Source organism: Nocardia sp. NPDC003963, assembly GCF_053605105.1.
Map to the genome: position 1 here is coordinate 46,563 of NZ_JBSGIP010000029.1, position 23,991 is coordinate 70,553.

Genomic DNA, 23,991 nt, shown 5'->3' on the forward strand with positions numbered 1-23,991 from the left:
GCGCGCCGGAGCGGGTCGCGGCCGCTTCGTGAACCGGTCGCACAGCGATGCGGGCCGGGCGTGCTGTCGAGCGAGCCACGGCGGTAGTGGACGAATATCCGCGCGCCGGGCCGGTCTCGTGACTCAGTGCGAGTCGACGCTGTCGATCTCCCGTTCCGTGCCGATCACGATGCTGGAGGCGGGCCGCACCCGGTCTTCGTCGCTCGCGGTTCGGGTGACCGGCACTGTCGGCAGGCCCCGCAGGCTGGAGAAGGCGGGGCTCGTGTTCGTATCGCCGGTCGCCGTCCCGGCGGGACCGGTGGACGCAGGTACCGAGCTGTCGGTGCCGGCCGGGCCGGTCACCGACTGGGTTTCGGTCTGCGCCGGTTGTTCCGGTGCGGTGACGGGCTCCTCGCTCCGGGCCTCCTCGCCCGCCGGCGCGGCGGCGCCCTCTTCGCCGGTGGCCGGGACTTCCGCCGCGGGGTCCCCGGTACCGGTATCGCCGGTGGCGGGGACGCCGGCCGGAGCGGACGGATCCGCCGGAGAACCCGGCGATGCCGAGGTATCGGTCGCACTCTGGTTGTCGACCGCGTCGATGATCGCCGCGGTGGCCTCGCCGCCGGCCGCGATGATCTCGTCGAGGTTTCCGGCGAAGCTGCCGACCGCGGTGATCATGTCGGGAATGGTTCCGGTGATCGTGCCGATCGCGGTCACCATGGCGGTGATATCGGAGGGGGACCATGTTCCGGATGTATCGGTCACCGGGGTGTCTGTGCCGGTGGGATCGTCGGCAGTCACCGGGGTGTCTGTGCCGGTGGGATCGTCGGCAGTCACCGGGGTGTCTGTGCCGGTGGGATCGTCGGCAGTCACCGGGGTGCCTGTACCGGTGGGATCGTCGGTGGTTACGGGGCTCGCGGTGGTTACGGGGCTCGCGGTGGTTACGGGGCTCGCGGTGGATACGGGGCTTTCGGTGGTCACCGGGCTTTCGGTGGTTGCGGGGACGGTCGTGGCGGCCGGTGTCGTGGTCAATGCGAGGCTGGACGGTGCGTCCTGATCGCTGTCCGGGTCCGGTGTCTCCGCGGCCGGAGTCGTCCCGGCCGGCGGTGTCTCCTCATCCGGTACCGTTGCCGCGATCGGTGAGCCGACCGCGGCCGAGTAGACCGGTTGCCCGGTCGTGTAGGTGAGATCGGAATCGGCCGCGGGCAGTCCCCCGGGTGAGAGGAACGTGCCGGGCTGCACGGTGTTCAGCGCGGTGAGCAGCTGCTCGTAGGCGCCGGATACGGTGGTGTGCGCTTCGGTGCACAGCGTGGTGAACGCCCCGGCCCGCGCGTCGACCTCGGCGACGAAGAACCGGTCCAGCCAATTGCGGCAGATCGTTTCCGGATCCGTTCCGTCCACATACGTTTCGGGTAGTTCCGTACGCAGCCGCTCCTGTACCGATCCGGCGGCGGTATCGCCCTGTCCGCGGGCGATATCGATGAATTCGTCGATCTGCTGGGCCGTTTTTCCCGCCGCGGCGGCAGGGTCGAAACCTGTTCGGGCGGCCTCGGCTTTCTTCCGCAGGGCGTCGTCGATCTGTTCGACCGCGGTGGTGGCGGCCGTGCGGACGGCCGCCAGGGAATCCAGCCCGGTGCTGATCCGGCTCCCCGCATCGGTGAGGAACTGCTGGGCGTCGGCGGCCGCGGGGGACCCGTTCCACAAACCGGGTACCTGTCCGAACCGTGTGGTCTGGGTCGTGGCCTCGTCCTCGACCCGGCCGTCGAGTTCCTCGGCCAGAACCGTGGCGAGATCACGCAGGGTGGCGAGGTCCATCCCGCGTTGCTGGTCGTAGGCGGCGGCCAGCGCGTGGTAGTCGCCGCCCGCCGGAACCTTTCCGGTCCATTCGAGGTAGCGGGGCAGGAAGATCTCGAAGTACCGGAGCCCCTCCGTCCCGGTATCCAGGACGGCGTCGGCGCCGGTGTCGTCGGTGGATCTCATTCGAACGCCCCGGCCACCGCGCCGAGGTTGGTGGCCGTGGCCTGATCCACCCCGGCGCAGCTGTCCGCGCTGGCCCGCAACGCGGTCCCGCAATCGTGTACACAGTTGGCCCAGGAGAACAGGTAGCGGCTGATATCACCGAGGCCCGCACCCAGGCGCTCGCCGATCGCGCCGTAATCGCGACCGGTGTCGGCGGTTTCGAATCCACGCAGGCAGTCCGCGGCGCGTAGTGCGGCGGCGTTGACCTCGCCGGCCGATCCCTGCAGTTCCCCCGCGATGCCCTGCACCGCTGCGATATCCATCAACATACCGATCTCTCCCCGTTCTCCGGCGGTGATCAGCACCGCCGCGGTCCGCCGGACGACGGACCACAGAATTCGTCCGGACCGGCGCGAATTCTGCTCTGCTACAAGGTTGGACGGCAGTGATCGATGATGGGTTCCCGGCCGGCCGGAAGTTTCCCTGCCGTTCACGGGAACGAGACCTGCTCGGGCAGAACCCGTCCCGCGAGTACCGGAGGTTCCGGCCCGGAGAGCGCCCGGGCACGATGCGGGTTCTGAGCCGGGACCGTGCTCTATCCGGAGGCGGACAACTCGCCGCGGTTCGCGGGGTGGTGGCGAATCCGGAAGGAATCGCGGGTAGCGAGCCTAGGCTGGGTCGTGTGACCGACCAGGACATACGACGGGACACCCTCGCGCGGCATCTGCGTGCGCGGATCGATATCGACGCGGTGGATATCTCCCACCGCCGCCGGATCGAGTACTCGTCCGACGCCTCGAACTACCGGGTGCTACCCGAGGCGGTGGTCTTCCCGCGTACCGACGACGATGTGGCGGCCGTACTGGAGGCGGCGCGGGCCGAGGGGACGGTCCTCACACCGCGTGGCGGCGGCACCTCGGTCGCCGGAAACGCGGTCGGCCCCGGCATCGTCGTCGATTTCAGCAGGTACATGACCGGTATCGCCGGTATCGATCCGCACCGCCGGACCGCCCGGGTGCAACCGGGTGTCGTGCTGTCGGACCTGCAGCGCAGGGCGCGGGAGCACGGACTGCGGTTCGGCCCCGATCCGTCCACCCAGAACCGTTGCACGCTCGGCGGGATGATAGGCAACAATGCCTGCGGGCCGCATGCCATCGCCTGGGGCCGTACTTCCGACCGGGTCCGGGAGCTGCGGATCATCGACGGTACCGGCACGACCCGCCGGCTGGCGGACTCCCTGGACGCCGTCCCGGGACTGCCGGAGTTCACCGCCCACTCGCTCGCCGTACTGCGCACCGATCTGGGCCGGTTCGACCGGCAGGCATCGGGCTACGGCCTGGAACATCTGCTGCCCGAACGGGGTGGTTCGGTGGCGGCTTCCTTCGTCGGTGCCGAGGGTACCTGCGGTGTGCTGCTCGAGGCCGAGGTGGAACTGGTGGAGATCCCGCCCGCGACCCTGCTGGTGGTGCTCGGTTACCCGGATCTGGCCACGGCCGCGGACGATATCGCCGCGGTGGTCTCGGTCGCGCCGGTCGCGGTGGAGGGTATCGATGCCCGGCTGGTCGATATGGTGCGGGCCCACGGCCGCCGGGTGCCCGACCTGCCGCGCGGCGACGGCTGGCTGTTCGTGGAGCTGGCGGGCGAGAACGCGGCCGCGACCCACGCCGCCGCGCGGACCCTGTGCACGACGGCCGGAGCCCTGGATACGCGGATCATCGAGGACACGCGGGCCGCGGCCGCGCTATGGCGTATCCGGGCCGACGGGGCGGGCCTGGCCGGCCGGACCCGCGACGGCGAGCCGGCCTGGCCGGGCTGGGAAGACGCGGCGGTTCCGCCGGCCCGGCTCGGGGCCTACCTGCGCGATTTCGAGGAGTTGACCTACGAGCACAAGGTCGACGGAATGCTCTACGGGCATATCGGTGACGGCTGTATCCATGTGCGGCTCGATCTGCCGATAGCCGCCGCCCCGGAGCGGTTCCGGGCCTTCCTGACCGACGCGGCGCACCTGGTGGTGAGTCACGGCGGTTCGCTCAGCGGTGAACACGGCGACGGCAGAGCCCGGTCGGAACTGCTGGAGATCATGTACTCACCCGAGGTCCGCGCGGTCTTCGCGGGTTACAAGGCACTGTTCGATCCGGCGAATATCCTCAACCCCGGCGTGCTGGTGGATCCGCGTCCGCTCGACGCCGATCTGCGGCTGGCCGGTCTGCCACCGCTGCCGCGGGCCGGAGGTTTCGCGTTCGGCGGCGATGCCGGGGATCTCTCGACCGCGGTGCACCGCTGCGTCGGGGTGGGTAAATGCCGGGCGGATACGCGGGCCACGGGCGGGTTCATGTGCCCCTCCTACCTGGCGACAGCCGATGAGAAGGACACCACCCGAGGCCGGGCGCGAGTCCTGCAGGAGGTCGTCCGGGGCGAACTGGACTGGTCGGCGCCCGCGGTGGCCGAATCGCTGGATCTGTGTCTCTCCTGTCGCGCTTGTGGGACCGACTGTCCGGCCGGGGTCGATATGGCGACCTACAAATCCGAGACTCTGTACCGCAGATACCGCCGCCGGTTGCGCCCGCGCGATCACTACACGCTGGGCATGCTCCCCCGCTGGCTCGCCGGTGCCACCCGAGTGCCGCGGCTGATCAACGCCCTGGCCGGCGCCGGGCCGCTGCGCAGACTGGGTATGCGGGTGGCCGGAGTCGATCCGCGCCGCGGGATACCCGAGCTCGCGCCGCGGCCGTTCCGGCGGATCTGGCGGGAAGCGGAGCACCGGCAGGTCACGGATCCGAACGCGGTGACCGTGATGCTCTGGGTGGATACCTTCACCAACGCCTTCGACCCGGAGATAGCCCTGGCGGCCGTACGCCTGCTCAATTCCCTCGGATACCGGGTGACGGTGCCGCGCCGACCGGTGTGCTGTGGCCTGACCTGGATCAGTACCGGGCAGCTGGACGGCGCCCGGGCACGGCTACGCGCCACACTCGACGCCCTGGAGGGTCATGTGCGGGCCGGTGGCCTGGTGGTCGGTCTCGAACCTTCCTGTACCGCGGCGCTGCGCGCGGATCTGCCCGAACTGCTGCCCACCGATCCCCGTTCCGCGCCGGTGGCGGCCGCGGTTCGTACCCTCGCCGAGTTCCTGACCGCGCAACCGGACTGGCGGCCACCGAGCCGTCCGGGCTCGTCGATGGTCGTACAGCCGCACTGCCATCATTATTCGGTGCTGGGATTCGAGGCGGATCGCCGGATATTTGCCCAGATGGGGGTCGAGGTGACCGAAATCGCAGGATGTTGTGGTCTGGCCGGAAATTTCGGAATGCAGAACGGACACTACGAGATTTCGGCGGCGGTGGCGGCCAACGGAATGCTTCCGGCGGTCGAGGGAGCCGGCCCGGACGCGGTGCTCGTCGCGGACGGATTCTCCTGTCGTACCCAGGCCGCCCACCTCACCGCGCACCGCGGCCGGCATCTCGCGCAGATTCTGCTGGAGGACGGCTGATTTCGATCACCCAGGGGTGGGTGAGAGCCGGGAGTACGGCCGATCGGCGGGAAACGGCCGTGCTTCCGGAAAGATCAACTTCCGAATGGAAGGGTGCCGGGTGGAATCTCGTACCCGGAGCTGCCGGCGAATACCGACCCCCATAACGCGAGCAGCCAATTGAGAGCTTCGGTGATCATAGGAACCTCCGTTCACGGCAAGAGCCGTACATTTGCTCGACCCAGGTCTTCATCGTCGTGCAATGGAGCACTGTTACTCGCGACAGCGCACAATGACATGGTGCCTGTCCGAACAGCGGGAACCACCGACGACGCGTGGGCGACCCGGACACTGTCCGCCGACGCCCCGGTCCACCTCGCCCATACGCTTGCGCCGTTGCGCCGTGGGCCCGGCGACCCCTGCCACCAGATCACCCCGGACGGAGCGCACTGGCGTACCTCACTGATGCCGGCCGGGCCGGTCACCTACCGGCTGGTCCAGGACGATGCGGTCACCGTCACCGCGGACGCCTGGGGTGACGGTGCCGCGGAGTTCCTCGACGGGCTGGAGCGCATGTTGTGCCTGGACGAGAAGGTCGACGATTTCGTCCCCATCCATCCCACGGTGGCGGCCGCGCATCAGCGGCACCCCGGGCTGCGGATGCTGCGCACCGGCCGGGTACTCGAGGCGCTGGTCCCCGCCATCCTGGAACAGAAGGTGACCACCGTTTCCGCCCATGCCGCGTGGCGGCGCCTGCTGCACAGTTTCGGAAGTCCCCCGCCCGGCCCGGCCCCGGAGGGGATGCGGGTGCCCCCCGACGCGGCGACCTGGAGCCGGATCCCCTCATGGAGTTTCCACCGTGCCAATATCGGGCCGCAGCGCTGGCAGACCGTCGTGCGGGCGGCTCGCGTCGCCGATTCGCTGGAGCGATCCGCCGCCCTGCCTCCGGAAGAGGCCGCGCGCCGGCTCCGCACGATCCCCGGTATAGGGGAGTGGACGGCCGCGGAAACCGCGCAGCGCGCGTTCGGCGACGCCGACGCGCTCTCGGTGGGTGACTATCATCTGGCGTCGATCGTCGGCTGGACCCTGCTCGGCCGCGATATCGACGACGCCGAGATGGTCGAGTACCTCGAACCGGTACGTCCGCATCGTTACCGCACCATCCGTCTGCTCGAGATCAGCGGGCAAGCCCGTAAGCCACGGTTCGGTCCGCGCGCTCCGGTCACCGACCATCGCTGGCACTGAGCCGGTCAACGGGTTTCGCGAACGCGGAGGGTGTGCTCCGGCCCGGTGGCGATATCCGAATCGGGCCGGTCACGGGTGTCGCAGAGTGGTGGAAACCGGCCGTTACTGGAGGGCGCGATTGTCCAGCACACAACGCCCCGAGTCCACGAGGGTGGCACGGGCGCGCCGGCGGACCCGGCACTCGTCGACTGTGCAGTCCAGGTGCAACTGCATTGCCGAATGGGCTTGTTCGGGGGTCATCACGCCGGGATCGTCACCGCATGCGAGCAGGGTGGGGATCGGGGCGTCCAGATTCAACCGCATCACACGACCTCCTTCTGAACCCGCGGTCGACTCCTGTTGTCCGCGGTGGTTTTCCGGGTGTGCACATACGACCAACAGCTCACCATAGGCCGAGAACGACGCAGATGGTGTGAGATTCGGCGATTTTGCCGGTACCGAATTACCGAATTTCTTGTAGACGGGTGTAAACCCGGTGTCGGCGAGGTTGCGCGTAGCATCGCGCTACATGCTGGAGGCGCGCTGCGCCGGGGCCCTCGACACGAAATACGGCGATTTTCGCGGCGGTGAAGGAGAACCTGGATGAGCATCGACAACGGTACGAATGTGGACCTTTCCGGCGCCAGCTGGGTAAGCGGCGCGGCCGATGGAGGCGCCGGCGCGCCGGGGACCCACCGGGTGGAGATCGCGATGCTCGCCGACGGTCATGTGGGGATGCGCGACGGTAAGGATCCCGACGGGCCCGTTCTGGTGTTCACTCCGGGAGAGTGGGCGGCGTTCACCGCCGGTGTACGCGACGGCGAGTTCGACCGGCCGTGACCCGTGGCCTTCCGGATACACCCACGAGCACTGCGTTTGGCTCCGTCAGGTAACGGGTAGACAACAATATGTGGACCCAGGGATCAAGAATTCCCATCCCCGGCTCCGCAAGTTCGGGCCCGGCGACGGCGTCGAATGGTTGATCGTCGGCCTGCTCTTTGCGGCATCCGCGGTGGGTGTGTTCGTACTCACCGGCTCGGTTCTCTCGGCGTTGTTCGTCGGGGTACTCGTGGGCCTGGTCGCGACCGGTGTGGTCGCGATGCTGTGATAACGGCGGGAGCGCTATCGATCAGCGCCTGAACAGCTTGTTGCCGAGCCAGACGATCGGATCGTATTTCCGGTCGGCGACACGCTCCTTCATCGGGATGAGCGCGTTGTCGGTGATCTTGATGTTCTCCGGGCACACCTCGGTGCAGCATTTGGTGATATTGCAGTAGCCGAGGCCGTGTTCCTCCTGGGCGGCATCCCGGCGATCGGCCACATCCAGCGGATGCATCTCCAATTCCGCGATACGCATCAGATACCGCGGTCCGGCGAATGCCTCTTTGTTCTCGTCGTGATCGCGCACCACGTGACAGGTGTTCTGGCACAGAAAACATTCGATGCACTTGCGGAACTCCTGCGAGCGCTGCACATCCACCTGCTGCATGCGGTACTCACCGGGCCGCAGATCCGGTGGCGGAGTGAACGACGGTATCTCCCGGGCCTTTCGGTAGTTGTAGGAGACATCGGTCACCAGATCGCGAATCACCGGAAAGGTTCGTAGCGGCGTCACTGTGACGACATCTTCCGGGGTGAAGGTGGACATCCGGGTCATGCAGAGCAGCCGCGGCATTCCGTTGACCTCGGCCGAACACGAACCACACTTACCCGCCTTGCAGTTCCACCGGACCGCGAGATCGGGTGCCTGCGTGGCCTGCAGGCGGTGGATGATGTCGAGCACCACCTCGCCCTCGTGCACCGGCACCGTGAAGTCCTGTAGTTCCCCGCCTTCGGTATCGCCGCGCCATACCCGGAACTGGGCGTCGTAACTCATCCGCTTACGCCTCCTTGCTGTCCGAATCGCGGCCCTCGGGCGTAGGCCCTGCCGCGGTGCCGCTCGTCGCGGTCGGGTGACCAGCGAGTTCGGCTGGGGTGTAGTACTTTTCCAGCTCGCCGAAATCGAACAGTGCGAGCAGTTCGTCGCGCATGGGCAGTTGCTCCTGCACCTTCACCGAGATGTCGGGGATATTCGCGACACCCTCGCCGTCGGTGGTGCAGACGAGGAGTTTGTTGCGCCACTGCGGGTCCATACCCGGGTGATCGTCGCGGGTATGTCCGCCGCGACTCTCGGTGCGCAGTAGCGCGGCCTGCGCCACACACTGGCTGACCAGCAGCATGTTCCGCATATCCAGGGCCAGATGCCAGCCCGGGTTGAACTGCCGGTGCCCCTCGATGGTGACATGCTCGAACCGCCCGCGCAGCGCTTCCAGCCGGCCGACCGCTTCGCGCACCTCCTGCTCCTTGCGGATGATGCCCACCAGATCGTTCATGGTCTGCTGCAGATCGGTGTGCAGGGTGTACGGGTTCTCACCCGAACCACCCTCCGGCGGATCGAACGGAGCGAGTGCCGATCGCGCCGCCGTCGCGATATCGGTGTCGGCGACGGCCGGTCGCTCGCCGAGTCCTTCCACGTACTCCGCCGCGCCCAGTCCGGCCCGGCGCCCGAAGACGAGCAGGTCGGACAGCGAGTTGCCACCGAGGCGATTGGATCCGTGCATACCGCCGGAGCATTCACCCGCGGCGAAGAGTCCGGGGACGTGCGCCGCGCCGGTATCGGGATCGACTTCGATACCGCCCATAACGTAGTGACAGGTGGGTCCGACCTCCATCGGCTCCTTGGTGATATCCACATCCGCCAATTCCTTGAACTGGTGGTGCATGGACGGCAGCCGGCGGATGATCTCCTCCGCAGTGAGCCGCGAGGCGATATCCAGGTAGACACCGCCGTGCTCGGTGCCCCGGCCCGCCTTGACCTCTTCGTTGATGGCCCGGGCCACCTCGTCACGGGGCAGTAGATCAGGGGTGCGGCGCGCCGAATCGTTGTCGCGCAACCACTGATCGGCCTCTTCCTCGCTCTCGGCGTACTGACCTTTGAAAACGGCCGGAATGTAGTCGAACATGAACCGGCTGCCGTCGGTGTTCTTCAGTACCCCGCCGTCACCTCGGACCCCCTCGGTGACGAGGATGCCCTTGACGCTCGGCGGCCACACCATTCCGGTGGGATGGAACTGCAGGAACTCCATATTGATCAGCCGGGCACCGGCGCGCAGCGCGAGGGCGTGGCCGTCGCCGGTGTACTCCCAGGAGTTCGAGGTCACCTTGTAGGACTTGCCGATTCCGCCGGTGGCCAGCACGACCGCCGGGGTCTCGAACAGGATGAACCGGCCGGATTCGCGCCAGTAGCCGAAGGCACCGCTGATCCGGTCCCCGTCTTTGAGCAGATCGGTGACCGTGCATTCGGCGAAAACCTTGATACGCGATTCGTAGTCGCCGGTCTCCGCGTAGTCCTCCTGCTGCAGCGAGACGATCTTCTGCTGCATGGTGCGGATCAATTCGAGCCCGGTGCGGTCGCCCACGTGGGCCAGTCGCGGATAGGTGTGGCCGCCGAAATTGCGCTGACTGATCCGGCCGTCGGCGGTCCGATCGAACAGGGCGCCGTAGGTTTCCAGCTCCCAGACCCGGTCGGGTGCCTCCCGGGCGTGCAGTTCTGCCATCCGCCAGTTGTTCAGGAACTTCCCGCCGCGCATGGTGTCGCGGAAATGGGTCTCCCAGGTGTCCTTCTCGTTGGCATTGCCCATAGCCGCCGCGCAGCCGCCCTCGGCCATGACGGTATGTGCCTTGCCGAACAGCGATTTGCAGACCACGGCCACCGACAGGCCGTGTTCCCGGGCTTCGATCACCGCGCGCAGGCCGGCGCCGCCGGCACCGATCACCACGACGTCGTAGGTGTGCCGCTCCACTTCGGGCATAGCCGTGCAAACTCCTCAGTCGATGATGCGAAGATCGGAAATCGTGCCGCTGGCCACCAACATCACGTAGAAATCGGTGAGCACGAGGGTGCCCAGCGTTGTCCAGGCGAGCTGCATATGCCTGGTGTTGAGCTTGGAGACCTGGGTCCAGAACCGGTACCGCACCGGATGCGCGGAGAAATGCTTGAGTCGGCCGCCCGCGATATGCCGGCAGGAATGGCAGGACAGGGTGTAGGCCCACAGCAGGATCACGTTCCCGGCGATGATCAGGCTGCCCAGTCCCAGGCCGAAACCACCTGTCTTGCCGTGGAAGGCGAGGACGGCGTCATAGGTGTTGATCAACGAGATGATCACCGCGACATAGAAGAAATAGCGGTGCGCGTTCTGGATGATCAGCGGAAGCCTGGTCTCGCCGGTGTATTTCGTATGGGGTTCGGCGACCGCGCAGGCCGGCGGTGAGAACCACACCGACCGGTAGTAGGCCTTGCGGTAGTAGTAGCAGGTGAGCCGGAATCCGAGCAGGAACGGCAACACCAGGAAGCCGAGCGGCAGAATCATCGGCAGATCGCCGAACGGGGTGCCGAAATGGCTCGCTCCCTCGACGCACGATGTGCTCAGGCAGGGGGAGTAGAAGGGTGTCAGGTAGTGGTAGTCGGGCACCCAATAGGCCGTACGCACAAAGGATCTGATGGTCGCGTAGACGACGAACGCGCCCAGCCCGATCACCGTGATCAGGGGCGGTAGCCACCACCGATCCGTGCGTAGGGTCCGGGTGGTGATCCGAGCCCGGGTCCTGCTGAATACGCCTGTACCCGCTGCTGGAGCGGTTGTGGTCGTTGCGGCACTCACTGGTCGATGCCTCGCTGATCGGCGGTGCGGGTGGTCATGTGTACCTCCGCGATCGAATGTGATGCTGAGCACCATACGCCCGGCCCGCTATCGAACGAACGGGGTCTGCGCAATCTCGATGCACTCAGGGGGCAGTGATTTGCGCCACATTTACTGGTGATCTTCGTTCGGTGAACACACCGCAAACGTGGACGACCGGTCGCCTGTCCGGCGACCGGTCGTCCACGTGCCATCGGCTGCGGGCCCGATGTCCGGTGTTCAGTTATCCGGCGGTGAATCCCGCGATACCGGGCCGGCTCCGGTGGGTGCTACTGGGTACGCGGTCGCGAATGGAAGCCGAGGCCCTCGTCCTGGGCGCCCATCCACGCCGATTCGTCGGATTTGCTGTCCGGTACGTAGATGGGTTCCTGGCCGCGGGGTATCGCCACCTGGGGCGGCGGGCTCTGCTCGAGTTCGTCGGCATCGATGCAGAGCCGTTCCAGATCGTTCTCCAGCCGGCGTACGGTGCCGGCGTCTCCGTAGTGGGTGCGGAGCACCCCGATGGAGCGGCGGAGCTGGTTTACGGCGTATCGGAGTTCCGCGATGTCGCTGCGTGTCATGGATACCTCCTGAGTTGCTAACCGGTCGCGGTGCGAACGCCGCCCGGACTGCGCCGGCCGTCCGGCGTGACTTGTGACCGACCACACATGGTGATCTACAACACAGTACGGCAAAATCCCGATTCCGGCTCGTCCGATGATCAAGATCGGATTGCGGTTGGGAGCCGATGTGTACAACTCGGACAGGCCGCGGCGAGCTCTCGGGTCGTATAAAGATCTCTAGTGTCAAGATCAGAAATACGTATACGGAGATCGACTGTGCGCCGATCGATCTCTGTATGAACTTTTCTAGGGATTCGGCTATAGATTCGAATAAAGCTCTGTTCGGGCCATCTATCGAGCTCTCTATGCAATTCTAGGAAATCTGGTAGCCATGCCGATATATCGAAAGAGGTCGGTCAGGCGGCGACACTGCGCAGGTAACGGCCGAAATGCGGGACGGTGAAGCCGATGGTGCCGCGCTCTGCCGAGTAGATGAGGCCCTTCTTGATCAACCCGTCGCGGGCGGGTGACAGCGAGGCCGGTTTACGGCCGAGTTCGGTCGCGACCGCGGAGGTGGCGACCGGGCCCTCGTCGCCGGACAGATCCGCCATGGCCCGCATGTACTCGCGTTCGGCCGGGGTCGCGCGTTCGTACCGCGACCCGAAGAACCCGACCGCGAGCTCCTCCTCGGCGGTCGGGGCCGCGACCTCGACATCCTCGGCGGTGATCGGGCTACCCGGCGCCTGATCCCAGGTCGCTTTTCCATAGGCCTGGACGAAGTACGGATAGCCGTCGGCCTTGCGATAGAGCGCCGTGAGGGCTTCGTCGGAGAACTTCACATCCTCGCGCTCGGCGGGTGCGATCAACGCCCGATCGGCCGAATCCCGGTCCAGCCGATCGATGCGGTGATAGCTGAACAGCCGTTCGGAGTAACTCTTGGACGCGGACAGGACGGCCGGCAGATGGGGGAGACCCGCCCCCACCACGATCAACGGCGCGGTGTCCTGGCTGAGCTCGTGACAGGCGCCGCAGATGGCGGAGATATCGGCCGCGCCCAGATCCTGCATCTCGTCGATGAACACGGCGATACCCGCGCCGACGTCCTGGGCCAGCGCGGCGGCCTCCATCAGTAGTTCCACCAGATCGATCTCGATATCGCCGGAATCGGCCCGGCCGGTGACCGCCGGTACATCGATACCCGGCTGCCACCGCTCCCGCATACCCTTGTCCGCGGTCGCGCGCAGCGCGAATGCCTTGAGAATGCCCAGGAAATCGTCGACGCGCTCCTGGTTGTGATGAGTTTTGGCGATGGCCCGCGCGGCCATGTGCAGGGCCGACGACAACGGCCGGCGCAATTCCTGGTCCGGCCGGGCCTCTATCTTGCCGGTGCCCCAGCCCCGGGACACCGCCGCCGAGCGCAACTGGTTGAGCAGTACCGTCTTCCCGACTCCGCGCAGGCCCGTGAGCATCACGCTGCGTTCCGGGCGGCCCCGCGCGATGCGTTCGAGGACGATATCGAAGGCGTCGAGCTGTTTACCGCGCCCGGCGAGCTCTGGTGGACGCTGACCAGCGCCGGGCGCATACGGGTTCCGCACGGGGTCCATACCCTCACACCGTAGCGGGCCGATCGGGAAATCTGGCCGTATCTATCTTGTGCTCTAGAGAGGTCCGGCGCCGGTTGCGCTCCCGTGCGGTCGTCGTGTCCGCGGATGCCGGTGCACGGGCCGGACACGCCCGGGCGAGACCTCGACGTGATCTGTCGCCGAGCCGAAAAGTGCTGCCGCTCCAGTGCTTTACGCGGACACCCGCTGATGGCGCGAAAAAGACACCCGTTCGGCTGGACAACACCGAATGGGCATCGTAACCTTCTTGTGACTTAGTGGAGTCGAGTCGTTTCGTAAGTGAGGCGGCGCCATTTGGTCACCGCCGCAGCCGACCGCCGCGAATCGAGTGGGACGCGCGATCGGAGCGACGGAGAGCACGAAGGATCGGAGACGTAGCTCGGTGGGTAAGCACAGCTTGCAGCGAGAATCCAAGCTGCCTAATTCTGTCAAGGGCGCGCTGGTCATGGGCACGCTGGCCGCGACTACGGGCACGATGCCCGCGATCGCCTCGGCCGCGACGACCACGATCGACGTTCCCGGTATCGGCAAATTCGATGTCGAGGTGCCGGACCAGTTCGCCACTCAGGCGGACCAGCTCAACCAGCAGCTGAACCAGGTCATCGAGCAGGCCCCGCACGCGATGCCCGCCGCTCCCGCACTGCCCAACTTCGCGCCCCCCGCCCCGGTCCAGCAGCAGACCCTGGGCGATGTCGCGCTCGACGCCGCGAAGACCAAGGTCGGCGCCATGTACTCCTGGGGTGCGGCCGGCCCGGCCAACTTCGACTGCTCCGGCCTCGTCCAGTGGGCCTACAAGCAGGCCGGTATCAAACTGCCGCGTACCAGCTTCGAGCAGTCCCATGTCGGTGCGCCGATCGCGTTCGAGAGCCTGAAGCCCGGCGATATCGTCATCACCAACGGTGGCGGTCATGTGGGTATGTACGCCGGCGACGGCCTCCTGCTGAACGCGGTGCAGTCCGGCGAGCCGGTCACCTACACCAACCTCTCCGCCGACGATGTGGTCACCGCGCGTCGTATCGTATAGCGGGTGAGCGGAGCCGCTGGCGAGCCGAGCAACGGCAACACCCAGGCCCGGGTCGATTCCTGGGTTTGGGCGGTCCGGTTGTTCAAAACCCGGTCGGCTGCCGCAGCCGCCTGTCGAGGCGGACATGTACGGGTGAACGGTGCGACGGCCAAACCGGCGCAGCCGGTGCGACCGGGCGACGAGATCCGGATCCGGAGCAACGGTATCGAGCGGATCGTCGTAGTGGAACGGGTGATCACCAAACGGGTCGGTGCTCCGATCGCCGCCCAATGCATGATCGACCGCAGTCCACCGCCTCCACCCAGAGAACTTCTCGCGGCCCTGCCGCAACGTGATCGTGGATCCGGCCGCCCGACGAAACGGGAGCGCCGCGAAACCGATCGGCTACTCGGCCGCACCGACGACTGAACCGCTGCCGATGTATCCGTCGATGTACCCGCCCACCGGGTAGATCCGCTCGCTGCCGAACCGGCGTGACCCATGTGCTCGGGTTGCGCCGGTTCGATCAGTTTTCGCGGGTATCGGCGTCGGGATCTCGGGAATCCGTGCCGTTCGCATACGCCCAGGGATCCCCGCCGATCGTTCCGGTCGGTTGCGGTGTTGTGATGAGCGGGGTGGAGAACACCGCGATGAAGGCCACCGGGTCGGCAGCGGTGAGTTCGATGAGATTGGCCGCCGCCGCCGAGATCCGGGCGAATCGCCGTGCCAGCCGTCCCGCGTCGAGTGCGGGATCCTGCTGCTGCGAGTCCTGATGCTCGTCGATCACCCCGGGCGCCGATACCGGGCTCATCGGACCGCCCGCGGTATCGGCGGATACAGCGGATCCGATCACCGTATCCTCGAAAACCTGCGCGGCATGGACCACTCCGCGAATGGTGCAGCCGGTTTCGCGAATATCGCGCAGCGCATTGTCGAGGTCGTGCCGGTCGGCGGTATCGCAGCGCACCACCACGATTCGGTCGTCGAATCCCTCGAGCAGCGGTGGCACCGGGCGCGGGGAGCGGGTCGGCACCACGACATCGCGGGCGCCCGCGGCGAGCAGGCGGCGCACCATCACCGAACCGAGAGCGCCCAGACCACCACTGACGACATAGGTTCCGGCCCTGTCGATCGTCATCGGCGGTTCGACCGCGACCCGGCCCGCTATGAAGCGGATAGCCCTATTGGCATCGACCATTCGGGTCCATGCGATGATATCTGTGGGTGGGGGGTCATCGGCGAGCCGTATCGATGCCAGCGTTCCGGCACCCGTGACCTCCGCCCGCAAACTCTCCTCGTCGGGTATCCGGTCTCGAGCGGCCGCGGCGCCGCGGCCCGGATATTGCGATTCACCCGCTGTCCCGGCGATATCGGGGATTGCGAAAGATATTGGGGTGAAAGCCGTTCCACGGTTTCTCGATGCCGGGTCCCGGTCGGTGGGCGGGAGTTCCTGCGGCCGGGCCTCCAGGTCGGCCGCCGACTCGGCTCCATCGGCGAGTGGGTGTACGGTCCCGCTGCGACCGGCTGCCGGCCGGCCGACGCCCCCCGCGCTCAGCGCCCGTGTCGCGTGGAACTGGGCGAGGCAGGTGAGAAAGGCCGTTCCCTCGTCGTCGTGATCCGCGGTGCCGTAGGTGGTGTGCGCGAACTCCGGGACGGCTCGGACCGCGGCCGCGAGAAGCGGTTCGGGGCCGAGCTCCAGGACCATCGCCAGACCGTCGTCGGCGGCCCGCCGTAGCGCCGCGCCGAGTTCCACCCGGCAGGTGATGTTCTCGGACCAGTAGGCAGCGGAGATCCTCGCCGAATCGAGGACCGTACCCCCGTGGACGCTGGAGTAGATTCGGGTGTGCGGGACCGCCGGCCGGATCCGGCCGAGGTCGGCGAGGAACTGCGGAACCACCTCGGCCATGGCCGGACTGTGTACGGGTTGGTCCGAACTCGTACGGGCGGCGGCGATACCGCGACGTTCGGCTCGGCGCACCACCACATCCACGTAGCGGGGCATGCCCGAGACCAGGATCGAGCGTGGCCCGTTGACGGCGGCGATCGCGACCTGTTCCGCCAGCGGCCGTACCAGCCGGATCGCCTCGGACTCCGAGGTCAGCAACTCGGCGGCGGCACCCGAACCGGCCATCCGGCCGGTCGCGCGCCCGCGCGCCACCGCCACTCGCGCACCCTCCGCCAGCGATAGCGCTCCGGCCACCACCGCGGCGGCGACCTCCCCGATTCCGTGCCCGGCCACCGCGTCCGGTCGCACACCCCAGACGGCCAGCAATTCGGCCATCGCCACCTGGTAGGCGAAGAGTGCCGGTTGAACGAACTCCGGGGTCGCGGCCGCGCCGGTCGGGCCCGTTCGGGCGCCGGACTGCCGGAAGCCGTATCGAGGGGTCCATATCCGGGGCCCGTCTGCGGCGGCGATCGCGTCACCGGCCGCGGTCACCGCGGCGGCGAAGGCCGGATAGCGGCCGGCCAGCATGCGGCCCATCCGCTCGTGTTCGCTGCCTTCACCCGGGAACAGGAAGAGCACTCCGTCGCGGGAACCGATCATCGTAGGGTCATTGCGGAAGGACGGACTGCCTGGCGGCCGTGGCGAGCGGATGGCCTCACGACTCGATTATGCCGGAGAAATCCGATTGTCCGGATGTCCGAATCTGTTGGCGCCGTATGCCTTCCATCCTCGTGGTCCGGACCGGTCCGATACCGGCCGGAATCGGTGAGCGGTTCTCGTTCCCAGGATCCGCCCGGACGTTCCGCCTGCCCTCTCGCCACGACCGACTGTGGAGCCGGGGAAGTGCCGGCGCCACGAACACTTCCGGGCCCGCGGCGTGGGCGAACTGCCACCCGGCCGGAGACGCGTGCGGTCCCGGCAGGGGTTCGCCGGCGGGCGTTGTCCCTGTTTCATCCGGGGCGTGGCCGGTACCGTTGCGGTGTGGCCGATTCCGCAGAAGGACGCACCCGCACCCTGCCGACCGTCCTGCGCTGCTGCGCGGCACTGGCCGCCACTCCGGCGCGACTGCTGCGGCCGCGCCGCGCGGATACCGGATTCCTGGCGCGGTTGGAATCCGCGCCGTTGCCACCGGCCCGAGCGAGCGTGGAACTGACCGTCCTGGAGCAGGGCCGGATGTCCGCGCCCACGATGATCGTCGCCGAGGGGGTCCGCAGTTTCGGGCAGGTGCCGATGGTCATGGCTGCCTATATCGTCGAGCATCCGGCGGCGCGGTTCCTGGTGGACCCGGCGCTGTGCGCCCATGTGCACCGTCGGGTGCTGCCGGGGTTGCCCTTCCCGATTCCGTCGCTCGTGGCACCGGACGAGCCGGTGCTCGGGTTGGCGGATGCGCTGGCCGCCCGCGATCTCGACCCCGCCGCCATCGATTTCGTGCTGCCCACCCACCTGCACTGGGATCATATTTCCGGGGTGCTCGAACTACCGGCTTCGGTACCGGTGCGGCTCCCGTCCGACGAACTGCGCTGGGCGCTGGACGGTCCGCACGCGCCGGTCGGAGTGGTCCGGGGACCACTGCAGGGCCGGCCGCTGGAACCACTCGAACTCGACGGCCCGCCGGTGCTCACTTTCGCCCGGAGCCTGGACCTGTTCGGTGACGGTTCGGTGCTACTGGTGGATCTGGCCGGGCACACCCCGGGCAGTATCGGTGTCCTGTTGGCCACGCGGGGCGATCGCCGGGTCCTGCTCGCCGGTGATGCGGTGTGGAACCGGCTGCAGGTCGAGCTGATCCGGGAGAAGGCGCCCATGCCCGGGCAACTGTTCGACGCCGACCGCGATATCGCGTTCGAGACCATCCACCGGCTGCATGCGCTGCCCGGCGGTATCGAGGTGGTCGCGGCCCACGACTACGAGGCGGTGGCCGCGCTCGCGGCCCGCTGAACACGGCGATGTGGGCACCGGATGCTCAGGGCCGGAAAGTGCGGGAAGCCAGCCTTTCCCGGATGGCTTCCCGCGTTTCCTGCGTCGGATCGAATCGCCATTGTTCCGACGAGGCGCAGGGTGTTCGGGTCGGAGCGACCCCGTCGGCGATCAGGCCGAGCCCACGAAACCGGCCAGCCGGGCGCTGATCAGTTCCGCGGCTTCACCGACCATCCGGCCGATCAGATCGGCGCAGGTCGGGATGTCCTCGATCAGGCCCTGACACAGGCCGACCGACCAGATACCCGCATCGAGGTCGCCCTCTTCGAAAACGCGCCGCCCGCGGGCGCCGGAAACCAGTTCGCGGACGTCCTCGAACTTGCCGCCGGCCTTCTCGATCTCGACGACCTTGCGGCTCACCTCGTTGTCGGCGACCCGGGCGGTGTTGTGCATGGTGCGGAAGATCAGTTTGGTATCGCGCTCGGAATTGGCGACGATCTGTTCCTTGACCTTGTGATCGATGGAGGATTCCGCGGTGCACAGGAACCGGGTCCCCATGTTCACACCGTCGGCGCCCAGTGCCAGCGCCGCGACCAGACCGCGGGCATCGGCGATACCGCCGGATGCGATGATCGGGATGGTCAGCGCGCGCGCCGCGGCGGGAATCAGGACCAGGCCGGGCACATCGTCCTCACCGGGGTGGCCGGCGCATTCGAAGCCGTCGATGCTGACCGCGTCGACGCCGATCTTCTGGGCCTTGAGAGCGTGCCGGACGCTGGTGCATTTGTGCACCACCTTGATACCGGCCGCGCGGTAGGTCGGCAGGAACGGCTCGGGGTTGCTTCCGGCCGTTTCCACGATCTTGATGCCGCTGTCCACGATCGCCTTCGCGTACTCCTCGTACGGCGGCGGATTGATCGACGGCAGGATGGTGAGGTTCACCCCGAACGGTTTGTCGGTGAGTTCGCGTGTGCGCTCGATCTCGCGCCGGAGATCGTCGGGGGTGGGCTGGGTCAGTGCGGTGATGAAGCCGAGCCCACCGGCGTCGGCCACGGCCGCGACGAGTTCGGCCCGGCCGACCCACATCATCCCGCCCTGCACGATCGGATGTTCGATACCGAAGGTCTCGGTGAACCTGGTCCGCAGCATCGGTGCTCTCCTCTACTTTCGCGGATACTCCGCGTCTGCTGCATGGTGCCACGGTTATCAGTACCCGATCAACCCTGGAAGTGAGTCGTGATTCGCATAAGTGATGGGATCTCGTGTAGCTGGGCGACAGGCGTAACGGTGGGTATCACCGCAAATACGCGCTTCAACGAGCGCGAACTCTTTCCCCGGCCGGGTTCCTCGGGATTAACCGCTATTCGGCACCGATTTCCTTGCCGGTGTCCATGTGAATTGTTATTCTGCCGACATGTTCACACCGCGTGTGGCGCCGGGCACTCCGGTGGGTCGCGCGGTACCGAGAGGAGTACGTGGGATGACCACCGGTGCGCAGGCCCTCGACGAGCCGATCAGATCGCGTCGCAACCACTGGAACAACCAGATCGCCGCGCATGCGGTGATGCGGCCGGACGAGGTCGCGCTGCGCTTCCGCGGCGCGGATACCACCTGGCGCCAACTGCACGAGCGGTCGCAGAAATTCGCCGACGCGCTCGCCCGCCGCGGTATCGCCTTCGGTGACCGCGTGATCATCCTGGCCCTCAACTACCCCGAATACCTGGAGGCCGTGTTCGGGATCAACGCGCTGGGCGCGATCGCGGTCCCGGTGAACTTCCGGCTCACCCCGCCCGAGCTCGCCTATATCGTCGGCGACAGCGGTGCCAAGGCTGTGGTCACCGATACCGTGTTGCAGCCGCTGGCCGGCGCGGTGCAGGCGCAGGCACCGGGCCTCGAGCACTGTTTCGTCATCGGCGGCAGCAGTGGTGAAGGAGTTGTGGGCTTCGAGGACGCGATCACCGAGACCGGGGAAGCGCACACCCCGCTCGATATCGCCGAGGACACTCCCAGCCTCATCATGTACACCTCGGGCACCACCGGGAGCCCCAAGGGCGCCATCCTCTCCTACGGCAATATGAACTCGCAGGCGCTCACCTGTATCCGGGCGCTGCAGCTGGAACAGGAGTCCATCGGCTTCTGCACCTCCCCGCTGTTCCATATCGCCGGACTCGGCAGCCTGGCACCGGCCTTCCTGCTCGGTGCGAAAACGGTGCTGCATCCGCTGGGTGCCTTCAGCGCGACCGAGTTCCTGGACGCGGTCGAGGCCGAGCAGGCCACCTCCGCGTTCTGCGTGCCCGCGCAGTGGCAGCTGATCTGCGACGACCCAACCGTCGAACAGCGCAAGCTGGCGCTGCGGGCGCTGAGCTGGGGCGCCGCCCCCGCCTCGGATACCGTCCTGAAGGCCATGGCCGCCGCGTTCCCCGACGCCTTCAATGTCGCGGTGTTCGGGCAGACCGAGATGTCGCCGATCACCTGCGTGCTGGAGGGCAAGGACGCGATCCGCAAGCTCGGTTCGGTCGGGAAGGTGATCCCGACGATCCAGGCCCGCATCGTCGACGACGAGATGAACGATGTGGCGCCCGGCGAGGTCGGCGAGATCGTCTACCGCGGCCCCACCATGATGGCGGGGTACTGGAACAAGCCGGAGGCGACCGCGGATGCCTTCGCCGGTGGGTGGTTCCATTCCGGCGATCTGGTCCGGCAGGACGAAGAGGGTTTCGTCTACGTCGTCGACCGCAAGAAGGACATGATCATCTCCGGCGGCGAGAACATCTACTGCGCCGAGGTGGAGAACGTTCTGTTCGCGCATCCGTCGATCCGCGAGGCGGCGGTGATCGGCAAGACGCACGAGAAGTGGGGTGAGGTTCCGGTCGCGGTCGTCGCGCTCAACGATCCGGAGGGCGAGCTCACCCTCGCCGACCTCGAACCGTTCCTCAACGAGAACCTGGCTCGCTACAAGCATCCGAAGGAACTGGTGATCGTGGCCGAACTGCCGCGCAATGCCAGCGGCAAGGTCGTGAAAGTCGAACTGCGCAAGGTCGATTCGTAGGCCACTGTTTCACGTGAATCATGCGCCGGATCGGCGGTCCCACCGGACCGCCGGTCCGGCCCACGCCTGCGCGGGTAGCTCCGGCGCGCCGGTGGCCAGGACTTTTCCACGGCAGTTGTGCGCCTTCGGCACGGATGGTCGAGTATCTACGCCATGTCGGATCAACATGCTGCAGTTCTCGCCCTGCACTGGCAGGTGAACGTTATTCGGCCGGAAGGGTTTTTCGGCCCGATGCTGGCCGCCCCGGTGGCCGCCAGCGGTGTGGTGCAGCGGGCTGCGGATTTCCACGCACAGGCGGAGGAGCTCGGCCTCCCGATCATCTGCACCCGGTTCACCGTTCCCGAAGGCGAAGGGCGACTGGTTCGCAACACCGGATTCATGCAGTCGGTCGGGGCGGCCCAGCACGAATTCCGGCCGGAAGCCGCGGGCACCCAGCTCATCGACGAGATCGCCGATCGAGCCGACCGGATCGTCGACAACCAGAAACTGTCCGGTCTGGCCGGTAACGATCTACCGCGCTGGCTGGTCGAGAACGATATCGACACCCTGTTCCTGACCGGTGTCGCCACCAACCTCACGGTCGAGCAGACCGCCCGCCACGGCACCGATCTCGGATTCACCGTCTACACGGTCGCCGATTGCGTGGCCGCCGCCGACCCCCAGGTGCACACCGCCTCCCTGGCCAATATCGCTTTGGCCAGCGCCGGCCTCCGCACCAGCGAAGACGCCTTCGACGACCTGGATTGACCTCCGGCGGCCGGGGCCCGCTCCGATTCCGGAGCGGCAGAGCGAACGAACGCCACGACCGAGCGAGTGCAGTCGCCCGTCCACAGACCGGCGGCCTTCGAACATTCACACGGCCGTGAGCCCGCCCCGGGTGATCCAGGGTTACCCCACCTCCCCTTCACCTCGGGCGGCCGGCGTTCATGGTCCGGGCCCGCCCCCGTTCCGGAGCAACGAAGTGAAGGAGCGCAGCGACCGAGCGCAGGCAGCCGTCTGTCCCCGGGCCGGCGACCATCGAGCATTCACATGGTCGCCGGCCCCCGGGTGGTCCGGACATGCCCTGGCACCCGCCTCCCGTCTATCTCGGACGTCGGCAGTCCGCGGTCGAGGTCCTGGCTCTGGAGCGAGATGGTGAAGGAGCGCACCGACCGAGCGCATGCAGCCGCTTCCCGGGAGGCCGACGACCCAGTGAGCGTTCACATGGTCATCGGCCCACCCAGCCCGCACGACGCATACCCCCGCACCCACCTTCCGTCTACTCCGGACGGTCAGCCTCCGTGGGTGGGGCCCGCCCCGGTTCTGGAGCGACAGAGCGAAGGAGCGCAGCGACTGAGCGCCGGAGTGAAGAACCGGGGTTAATAGGGCCCCACCCCGCGGCGCCGAAGGCGACGCCATAAACACCGCCCCACCCCCGCGGCGCCGAAGGCGACGCCATAAACACCGCCCCACCCCGCGACGCCGAAACAATAGCGGTGCGAATCACACCGCGACGCGCCGCGCGTGAGCAGATCCATGAGCGTGTCTGCCCCACCCGGACCGGTATGCCGGGTTACGCTCATCGACGTGATCTCCATGCGTCGTTGCTGCCGACCAGGCTGCAAGAACCCGGCCGTCGCGACGCTCACCTATGTCTACTCGGACTCCACCGCGGTGGTGGGACCGTTGGCGACCGTCGCCGAACCGCATTCCTGGGACCTCTGCGCGACCCATGCTTCCCGGATCACCGCCCCCAAGGGCTGGGATATGGTCCGGCACGAAGGCGGATTCTCCACCAGCCCCGACGACGACGATCTGACCGCGCTGGCCGAAGCGGTACGAGAGGCCGGTTTGCGCCGCCGCCCGCCGGAACCCGATCAGCGCGGCTACCGCGAGCACACCCCGCCGCCGCGACCCACCCGCACCGGCCGCCGCGGACATCTCCGGGTACTCCCCGATCCCCCCAACTGAGCCGGGCCCGTCGGCCCGCGTCGATCGGGAGATTCCGCCGCCCCGCGCCTACGGCGCAGACGCTTTCGAGGCATCCACAGTCGGTGCCGCCCGCTACCGGCACGACAGTGCGAAGCGAGCAAAACGGCCGTTGCCTGTGCCGCTGCGACTCGTAGATCAGCGACCACCGACCGATATACGAGTCCGGCGACAACGCCGCAAGCCGATCGGCCCGCCCTGCGTAGCATTGGTCGACTCCGCCGAACCACCCACCCGGTCCAGTCCAGCCACATCCACTTCCCTACCCCGGACGGCCGACATCCGCAGGCGGAACCTGCCCCGGCCGCCGCCTGCACACGCACTCCGGCACCCATAGATCACTTGGAAATCGCCGTCCCCCTCCAGATGACCGAAGCACCCGATGCTCGCCTCTTCCTCCTACTCCGGACGGCCCGCATCACAGGGTGGGGCCCGCCCCGGTTCTGGAGCGACGAAGCGAAGGAGCGCAGCGACTGAGCGTAGGAGTGAAGAACCGGGGTTAATAGGGCCCCACCCCGCGGCGCCGAAGGCGCCGCCAGATCGGAAGAGCGGCGGGGGGGGGGAGAGGGTAATTAGGGGGGGGT

The 23,991-nt window shown here is 67.4% G+C and carries 20 protein-coding genes; 10 read left to right on the top strand and 10 right to left on the bottom strand.

All coding sequences use genetic code 11. The features are described from left to right. Window positions 1-123: 123 nt before the first annotated feature. Complete coding sequence (locus ACWEWT_RS28845; RefSeq protein ID WP_452563624.1) at window positions 124-1,956, bottom strand: hypothetical protein; 1,833 nt, start codon at window positions 1,954-1,956, stop codon at window positions 124-126. Then, window positions 1,953-2,264, bottom strand: coding sequence for a hypothetical protein (locus ACWEWT_RS28850; protein WP_452563625.1), 312 nt, complete (start codon window positions 2,262-2,264; stop codon window positions 1,953-1,955). The genes ACWEWT_RS28845 and ACWEWT_RS28850 overlap by 4 nt, the downstream gene beginning before the upstream one ends. Before the next feature lie 353 nt (window positions 2,265-2,617). On the opposite strand from ACWEWT_RS28850, the gene ACWEWT_RS28855 reads away from it, so the two are divergent. After that, window positions 2,618-5,422: an FAD-binding and (Fe-S)-binding domain-containing protein gene (locus tag ACWEWT_RS28855; protein ID WP_452563627.1), complete on the top strand. Its 2,805-nt coding sequence runs from the start codon at window positions 2,618-2,620 to the stop codon at window positions 5,420-5,422. A 276-nt stretch (window positions 5,423-5,698) separates the two neighbouring features. Continuing rightward, complete coding sequence (locus ACWEWT_RS28860; protein ID WP_452563629.1) at window positions 5,699-6,646, top strand: DNA-3-methyladenine glycosylase family protein; 948 nt, start codon at window positions 5,699-5,701, stop codon at window positions 6,644-6,646. Between the two features lie 102 nt (window positions 6,647-6,748). Here the strand turns inward: ACWEWT_RS28860 and ACWEWT_RS28865 are convergent, their stop codons facing one another. After that, on the bottom strand, window positions 6,749-6,949 hold the full coding sequence (locus tag ACWEWT_RS28865; RefSeq protein WP_327152527.1) for a hypothetical protein: 201 nt from the start codon (window positions 6,947-6,949) through the stop codon (window positions 6,749-6,751). A 279-nt stretch (window positions 6,950-7,228) separates the two neighbouring features. Here ACWEWT_RS28865 and ACWEWT_RS28870 point away from each other — a divergent pair, with 279 nt between their 5' ends. Both ACWEWT_RS28870 and ACWEWT_RS28875 read left to right on the top strand, forming a co-directional pair. Continuing rightward, a complete protein-coding gene (locus ACWEWT_RS28870; protein ID WP_452563630.1) occupies window positions 7,229-7,465 on the top strand; it encodes a DUF397 domain-containing protein in 237 nt (78 codons plus the stop codon). 70 nt (window positions 7,466-7,535) lie between these two features. Further along, window positions 7,536-7,733, top strand: a complete 198-nt coding sequence (locus ACWEWT_RS28875) for a hypothetical protein (RefSeq protein WP_327149036.1) — start codon at window positions 7,536-7,538, stop codon at window positions 7,731-7,733. 21 nt (window positions 7,734-7,754) lie between these two features. Here the strand turns inward: ACWEWT_RS28875 and ACWEWT_RS28880 are convergent, their stop codons facing one another. From ACWEWT_RS28880 to ACWEWT_RS28900, 5 genes are all read right to left on the bottom strand, one after another. After that, complete coding sequence (locus ACWEWT_RS28880) at window positions 7,755-8,501, bottom strand: succinate dehydrogenase/fumarate reductase iron-sulfur subunit (RefSeq protein ID WP_452563631.1); 747 nt, start codon at window positions 8,499-8,501, stop codon at window positions 7,755-7,757. 4 nt (window positions 8,502-8,505) lie between these two features. Beyond that, window positions 8,506-10,476 (bottom strand): fumarate reductase/succinate dehydrogenase flavoprotein subunit, encoded by a 1,971-nt coding sequence (locus ACWEWT_RS28885; RefSeq protein WP_452563632.1) that lies wholly within the window; start codon window positions 10,474-10,476, stop codon window positions 8,506-8,508. Window positions 10,477-10,491: 15 nt separating this feature from the next. After that, complete coding sequence (locus tag ACWEWT_RS28890) at window positions 10,492-11,325, bottom strand: hypothetical protein (protein ID WP_452563633.1); 834 nt, start codon at window positions 11,323-11,325, stop codon at window positions 10,492-10,494. Window positions 11,326-11,633: 308 nt separating this feature from the next. Continuing rightward, on the bottom strand, window positions 11,634-11,924 hold the full coding sequence (locus ACWEWT_RS28895) for a hypothetical protein (protein ID WP_452563634.1): 291 nt from the start codon (window positions 11,922-11,924) through the stop codon (window positions 11,634-11,636). 398 nt (window positions 11,925-12,322) lie between these two features. After that, window positions 12,323-13,510 (bottom strand): AAA family ATPase, encoded by a 1,188-nt coding sequence (locus ACWEWT_RS28900; protein WP_452563635.1) that lies wholly within the window; start codon window positions 13,508-13,510, stop codon window positions 12,323-12,325. Window positions 13,511-13,973: 463 nt separating this feature from the next. Here ACWEWT_RS28900 and ACWEWT_RS28905 point away from each other — a divergent pair, with 463 nt between their 5' ends. Together ACWEWT_RS28905 and ACWEWT_RS28910 are read left to right on the top strand one after the other, a co-directional pair. After that, a complete protein-coding gene (locus ACWEWT_RS28905) occupies window positions 13,974-14,552 on the top strand; it encodes a C40 family peptidase (protein ID WP_452563648.1) in 579 nt (192 codons plus the stop codon). Between the two features lie 3 nt (window positions 14,553-14,555). Further along, entirely contained in the window at window positions 14,556-14,960 is a 405-nt protein-coding gene (locus ACWEWT_RS28910) for an RNA-binding S4 domain-containing protein (protein WP_452563636.1), read from the top strand. Between the two features lie 97 nt (window positions 14,961-15,057). Here the strand turns inward: ACWEWT_RS28910 and ACWEWT_RS28915 are convergent, their stop codons facing one another. Further along, complete coding sequence (locus ACWEWT_RS28915) at window positions 15,058-17,076, bottom strand: acyltransferase domain-containing protein (protein WP_452563637.1); 2,019 nt, start codon at window positions 17,074-17,076, stop codon at window positions 15,058-15,060. A gap of 381 nt (window positions 17,077-17,457) precedes the next feature. Between ACWEWT_RS28915 and ACWEWT_RS28920 the strand changes: the two genes are divergently transcribed. Beyond that, entirely contained in the window at window positions 17,458-18,411 is a 954-nt protein-coding gene (locus ACWEWT_RS28920; RefSeq protein ID WP_452563638.1) for an MBL fold metallo-hydrolase, read from the top strand. 150 nt (window positions 18,412-18,561) lie between these two features. Here the strand turns inward: ACWEWT_RS28920 and ACWEWT_RS28925 are convergent, their stop codons facing one another. After that, on the bottom strand, window positions 18,562-19,539 hold the full coding sequence (locus tag ACWEWT_RS28925; RefSeq protein ID WP_452563640.1) for an NAD(P)H-dependent flavin oxidoreductase: 978 nt from the start codon (window positions 19,537-19,539) through the stop codon (window positions 18,562-18,564). Between the two features lie 331 nt (window positions 19,540-19,870). Here ACWEWT_RS28925 and fadD5 point away from each other — a divergent pair, with 331 nt between their 5' ends. The 3 genes from fadD5 (at window position 19,871) to ACWEWT_RS28940 (ending at window position 23,389) form a co-directional block, all read left to right on the top strand. Beyond that, window positions 19,871-21,439, top strand: coding sequence for a fatty-acid--CoA ligase FadD5 (fadD5, locus tag ACWEWT_RS28930; RefSeq protein ID WP_452563650.1), 1,569 nt, complete (start codon window positions 19,871-19,873; stop codon window positions 21,437-21,439). A gap of 153 nt (window positions 21,440-21,592) precedes the next feature. Further along, complete coding sequence (locus ACWEWT_RS28935; RefSeq protein ID WP_452563641.1) at window positions 21,593-22,186, top strand: cysteine hydrolase; 594 nt, start codon at window positions 21,593-21,595, stop codon at window positions 22,184-22,186. A gap of 828 nt (window positions 22,187-23,014) precedes the next feature. Then, on the top strand, window positions 23,015-23,389 hold the full coding sequence (locus ACWEWT_RS28940; RefSeq protein WP_452563652.1) for a DUF3499 domain-containing protein: 375 nt from the start codon (window positions 23,015-23,017) through the stop codon (window positions 23,387-23,389). The last annotated feature ends 602 nt before the right edge of the window (window positions 23,390-23,991 follow it).

What these genes read in the sequence shown, in the direction of transcription:
- ACWEWT_RS28845 (WP_452563624.1), bottom strand. Translation starts at nt 1,956, where the DNA reads ATGAGATCCACCGACGACACCGGCGCCGACGCCGTCCTGGATACCGGG.
- ACWEWT_RS28915 (WP_452563637.1), bottom strand. Translation starts at nt 17,076, where the DNA reads ATGATCGGTTCCCGCGACGGAGTGCTCTTCCTGTTCCCGGGTGAAGGC.
- ACWEWT_RS28850 (WP_452563625.1), bottom strand. Translation starts at nt 2,264, where the DNA reads ATGTTGATGGATATCGCAGCGGTGCAGGGCATCGCGGGGGAACTGCAG.
- ACWEWT_RS28860 (WP_452563629.1), top strand. Translation starts at nt 5,699, where the DNA reads ATGGTGCCTGTCCGAACAGCGGGAACCACCGACGACGCGTGGGCGACC.
- ACWEWT_RS28880 (WP_452563631.1), bottom strand. Translation starts at nt 8,501, where the DNA reads ATGAGTTACGACGCCCAGTTCCGGGTATGGCGCGGCGATACCGAAGGC.
- ACWEWT_RS28935 (WP_452563641.1), top strand. Translation starts at nt 21,593, where the DNA reads ATGTCGGATCAACATGCTGCAGTTCTCGCCCTGCACTGGCAGGTGAAC.
- ACWEWT_RS28940 (WP_452563652.1), top strand. Translation starts at nt 23,015, where the DNA reads ATGCGTCGTTGCTGCCGACCAGGCTGCAAGAACCCGGCCGTCGCGACG.
- ACWEWT_RS28885 (WP_452563632.1), bottom strand. Translation starts at nt 10,476, where the DNA reads ATGCCCGAAGTGGAGCGGCACACCTACGACGTCGTGGTGATCGGTGCC.
- ACWEWT_RS28925 (WP_452563640.1), bottom strand. Translation starts at nt 19,539, where the DNA reads ATGCTGCGGACCAGGTTCACCGAGACCTTCGGTATCGAACATCCGATC.
- ACWEWT_RS28895 (WP_452563634.1), bottom strand. Translation starts at nt 11,924, where the DNA reads ATGACACGCAGCGACATCGCGGAACTCCGATACGCCGTAAACCAGCTC.
- ACWEWT_RS28870 (WP_452563630.1), top strand. Translation starts at nt 7,229, where the DNA reads ATGAGCATCGACAACGGTACGAATGTGGACCTTTCCGGCGCCAGCTGG.
- ACWEWT_RS28905 (WP_452563648.1), top strand. Translation starts at nt 13,974, where the DNA reads ATGGGCACGCTGGCCGCGACTACGGGCACGATGCCCGCGATCGCCTCG.
- ACWEWT_RS28865 (WP_327152527.1), bottom strand. Translation starts at nt 6,949, where the DNA reads ATGCGGTTGAATCTGGACGCCCCGATCCCCACCCTGCTCGCATGCGGT.
- fadD5 (WP_452563650.1), top strand. Translation starts at nt 19,871, where the DNA reads ATGACCACCGGTGCGCAGGCCCTCGACGAGCCGATCAGATCGCGTCGC.
- ACWEWT_RS28900 (WP_452563635.1), bottom strand. Translation starts at nt 13,510, where the DNA reads ATGGACCCCGTGCGGAACCCGTATGCGCCCGGCGCTGGTCAGCGTCCA.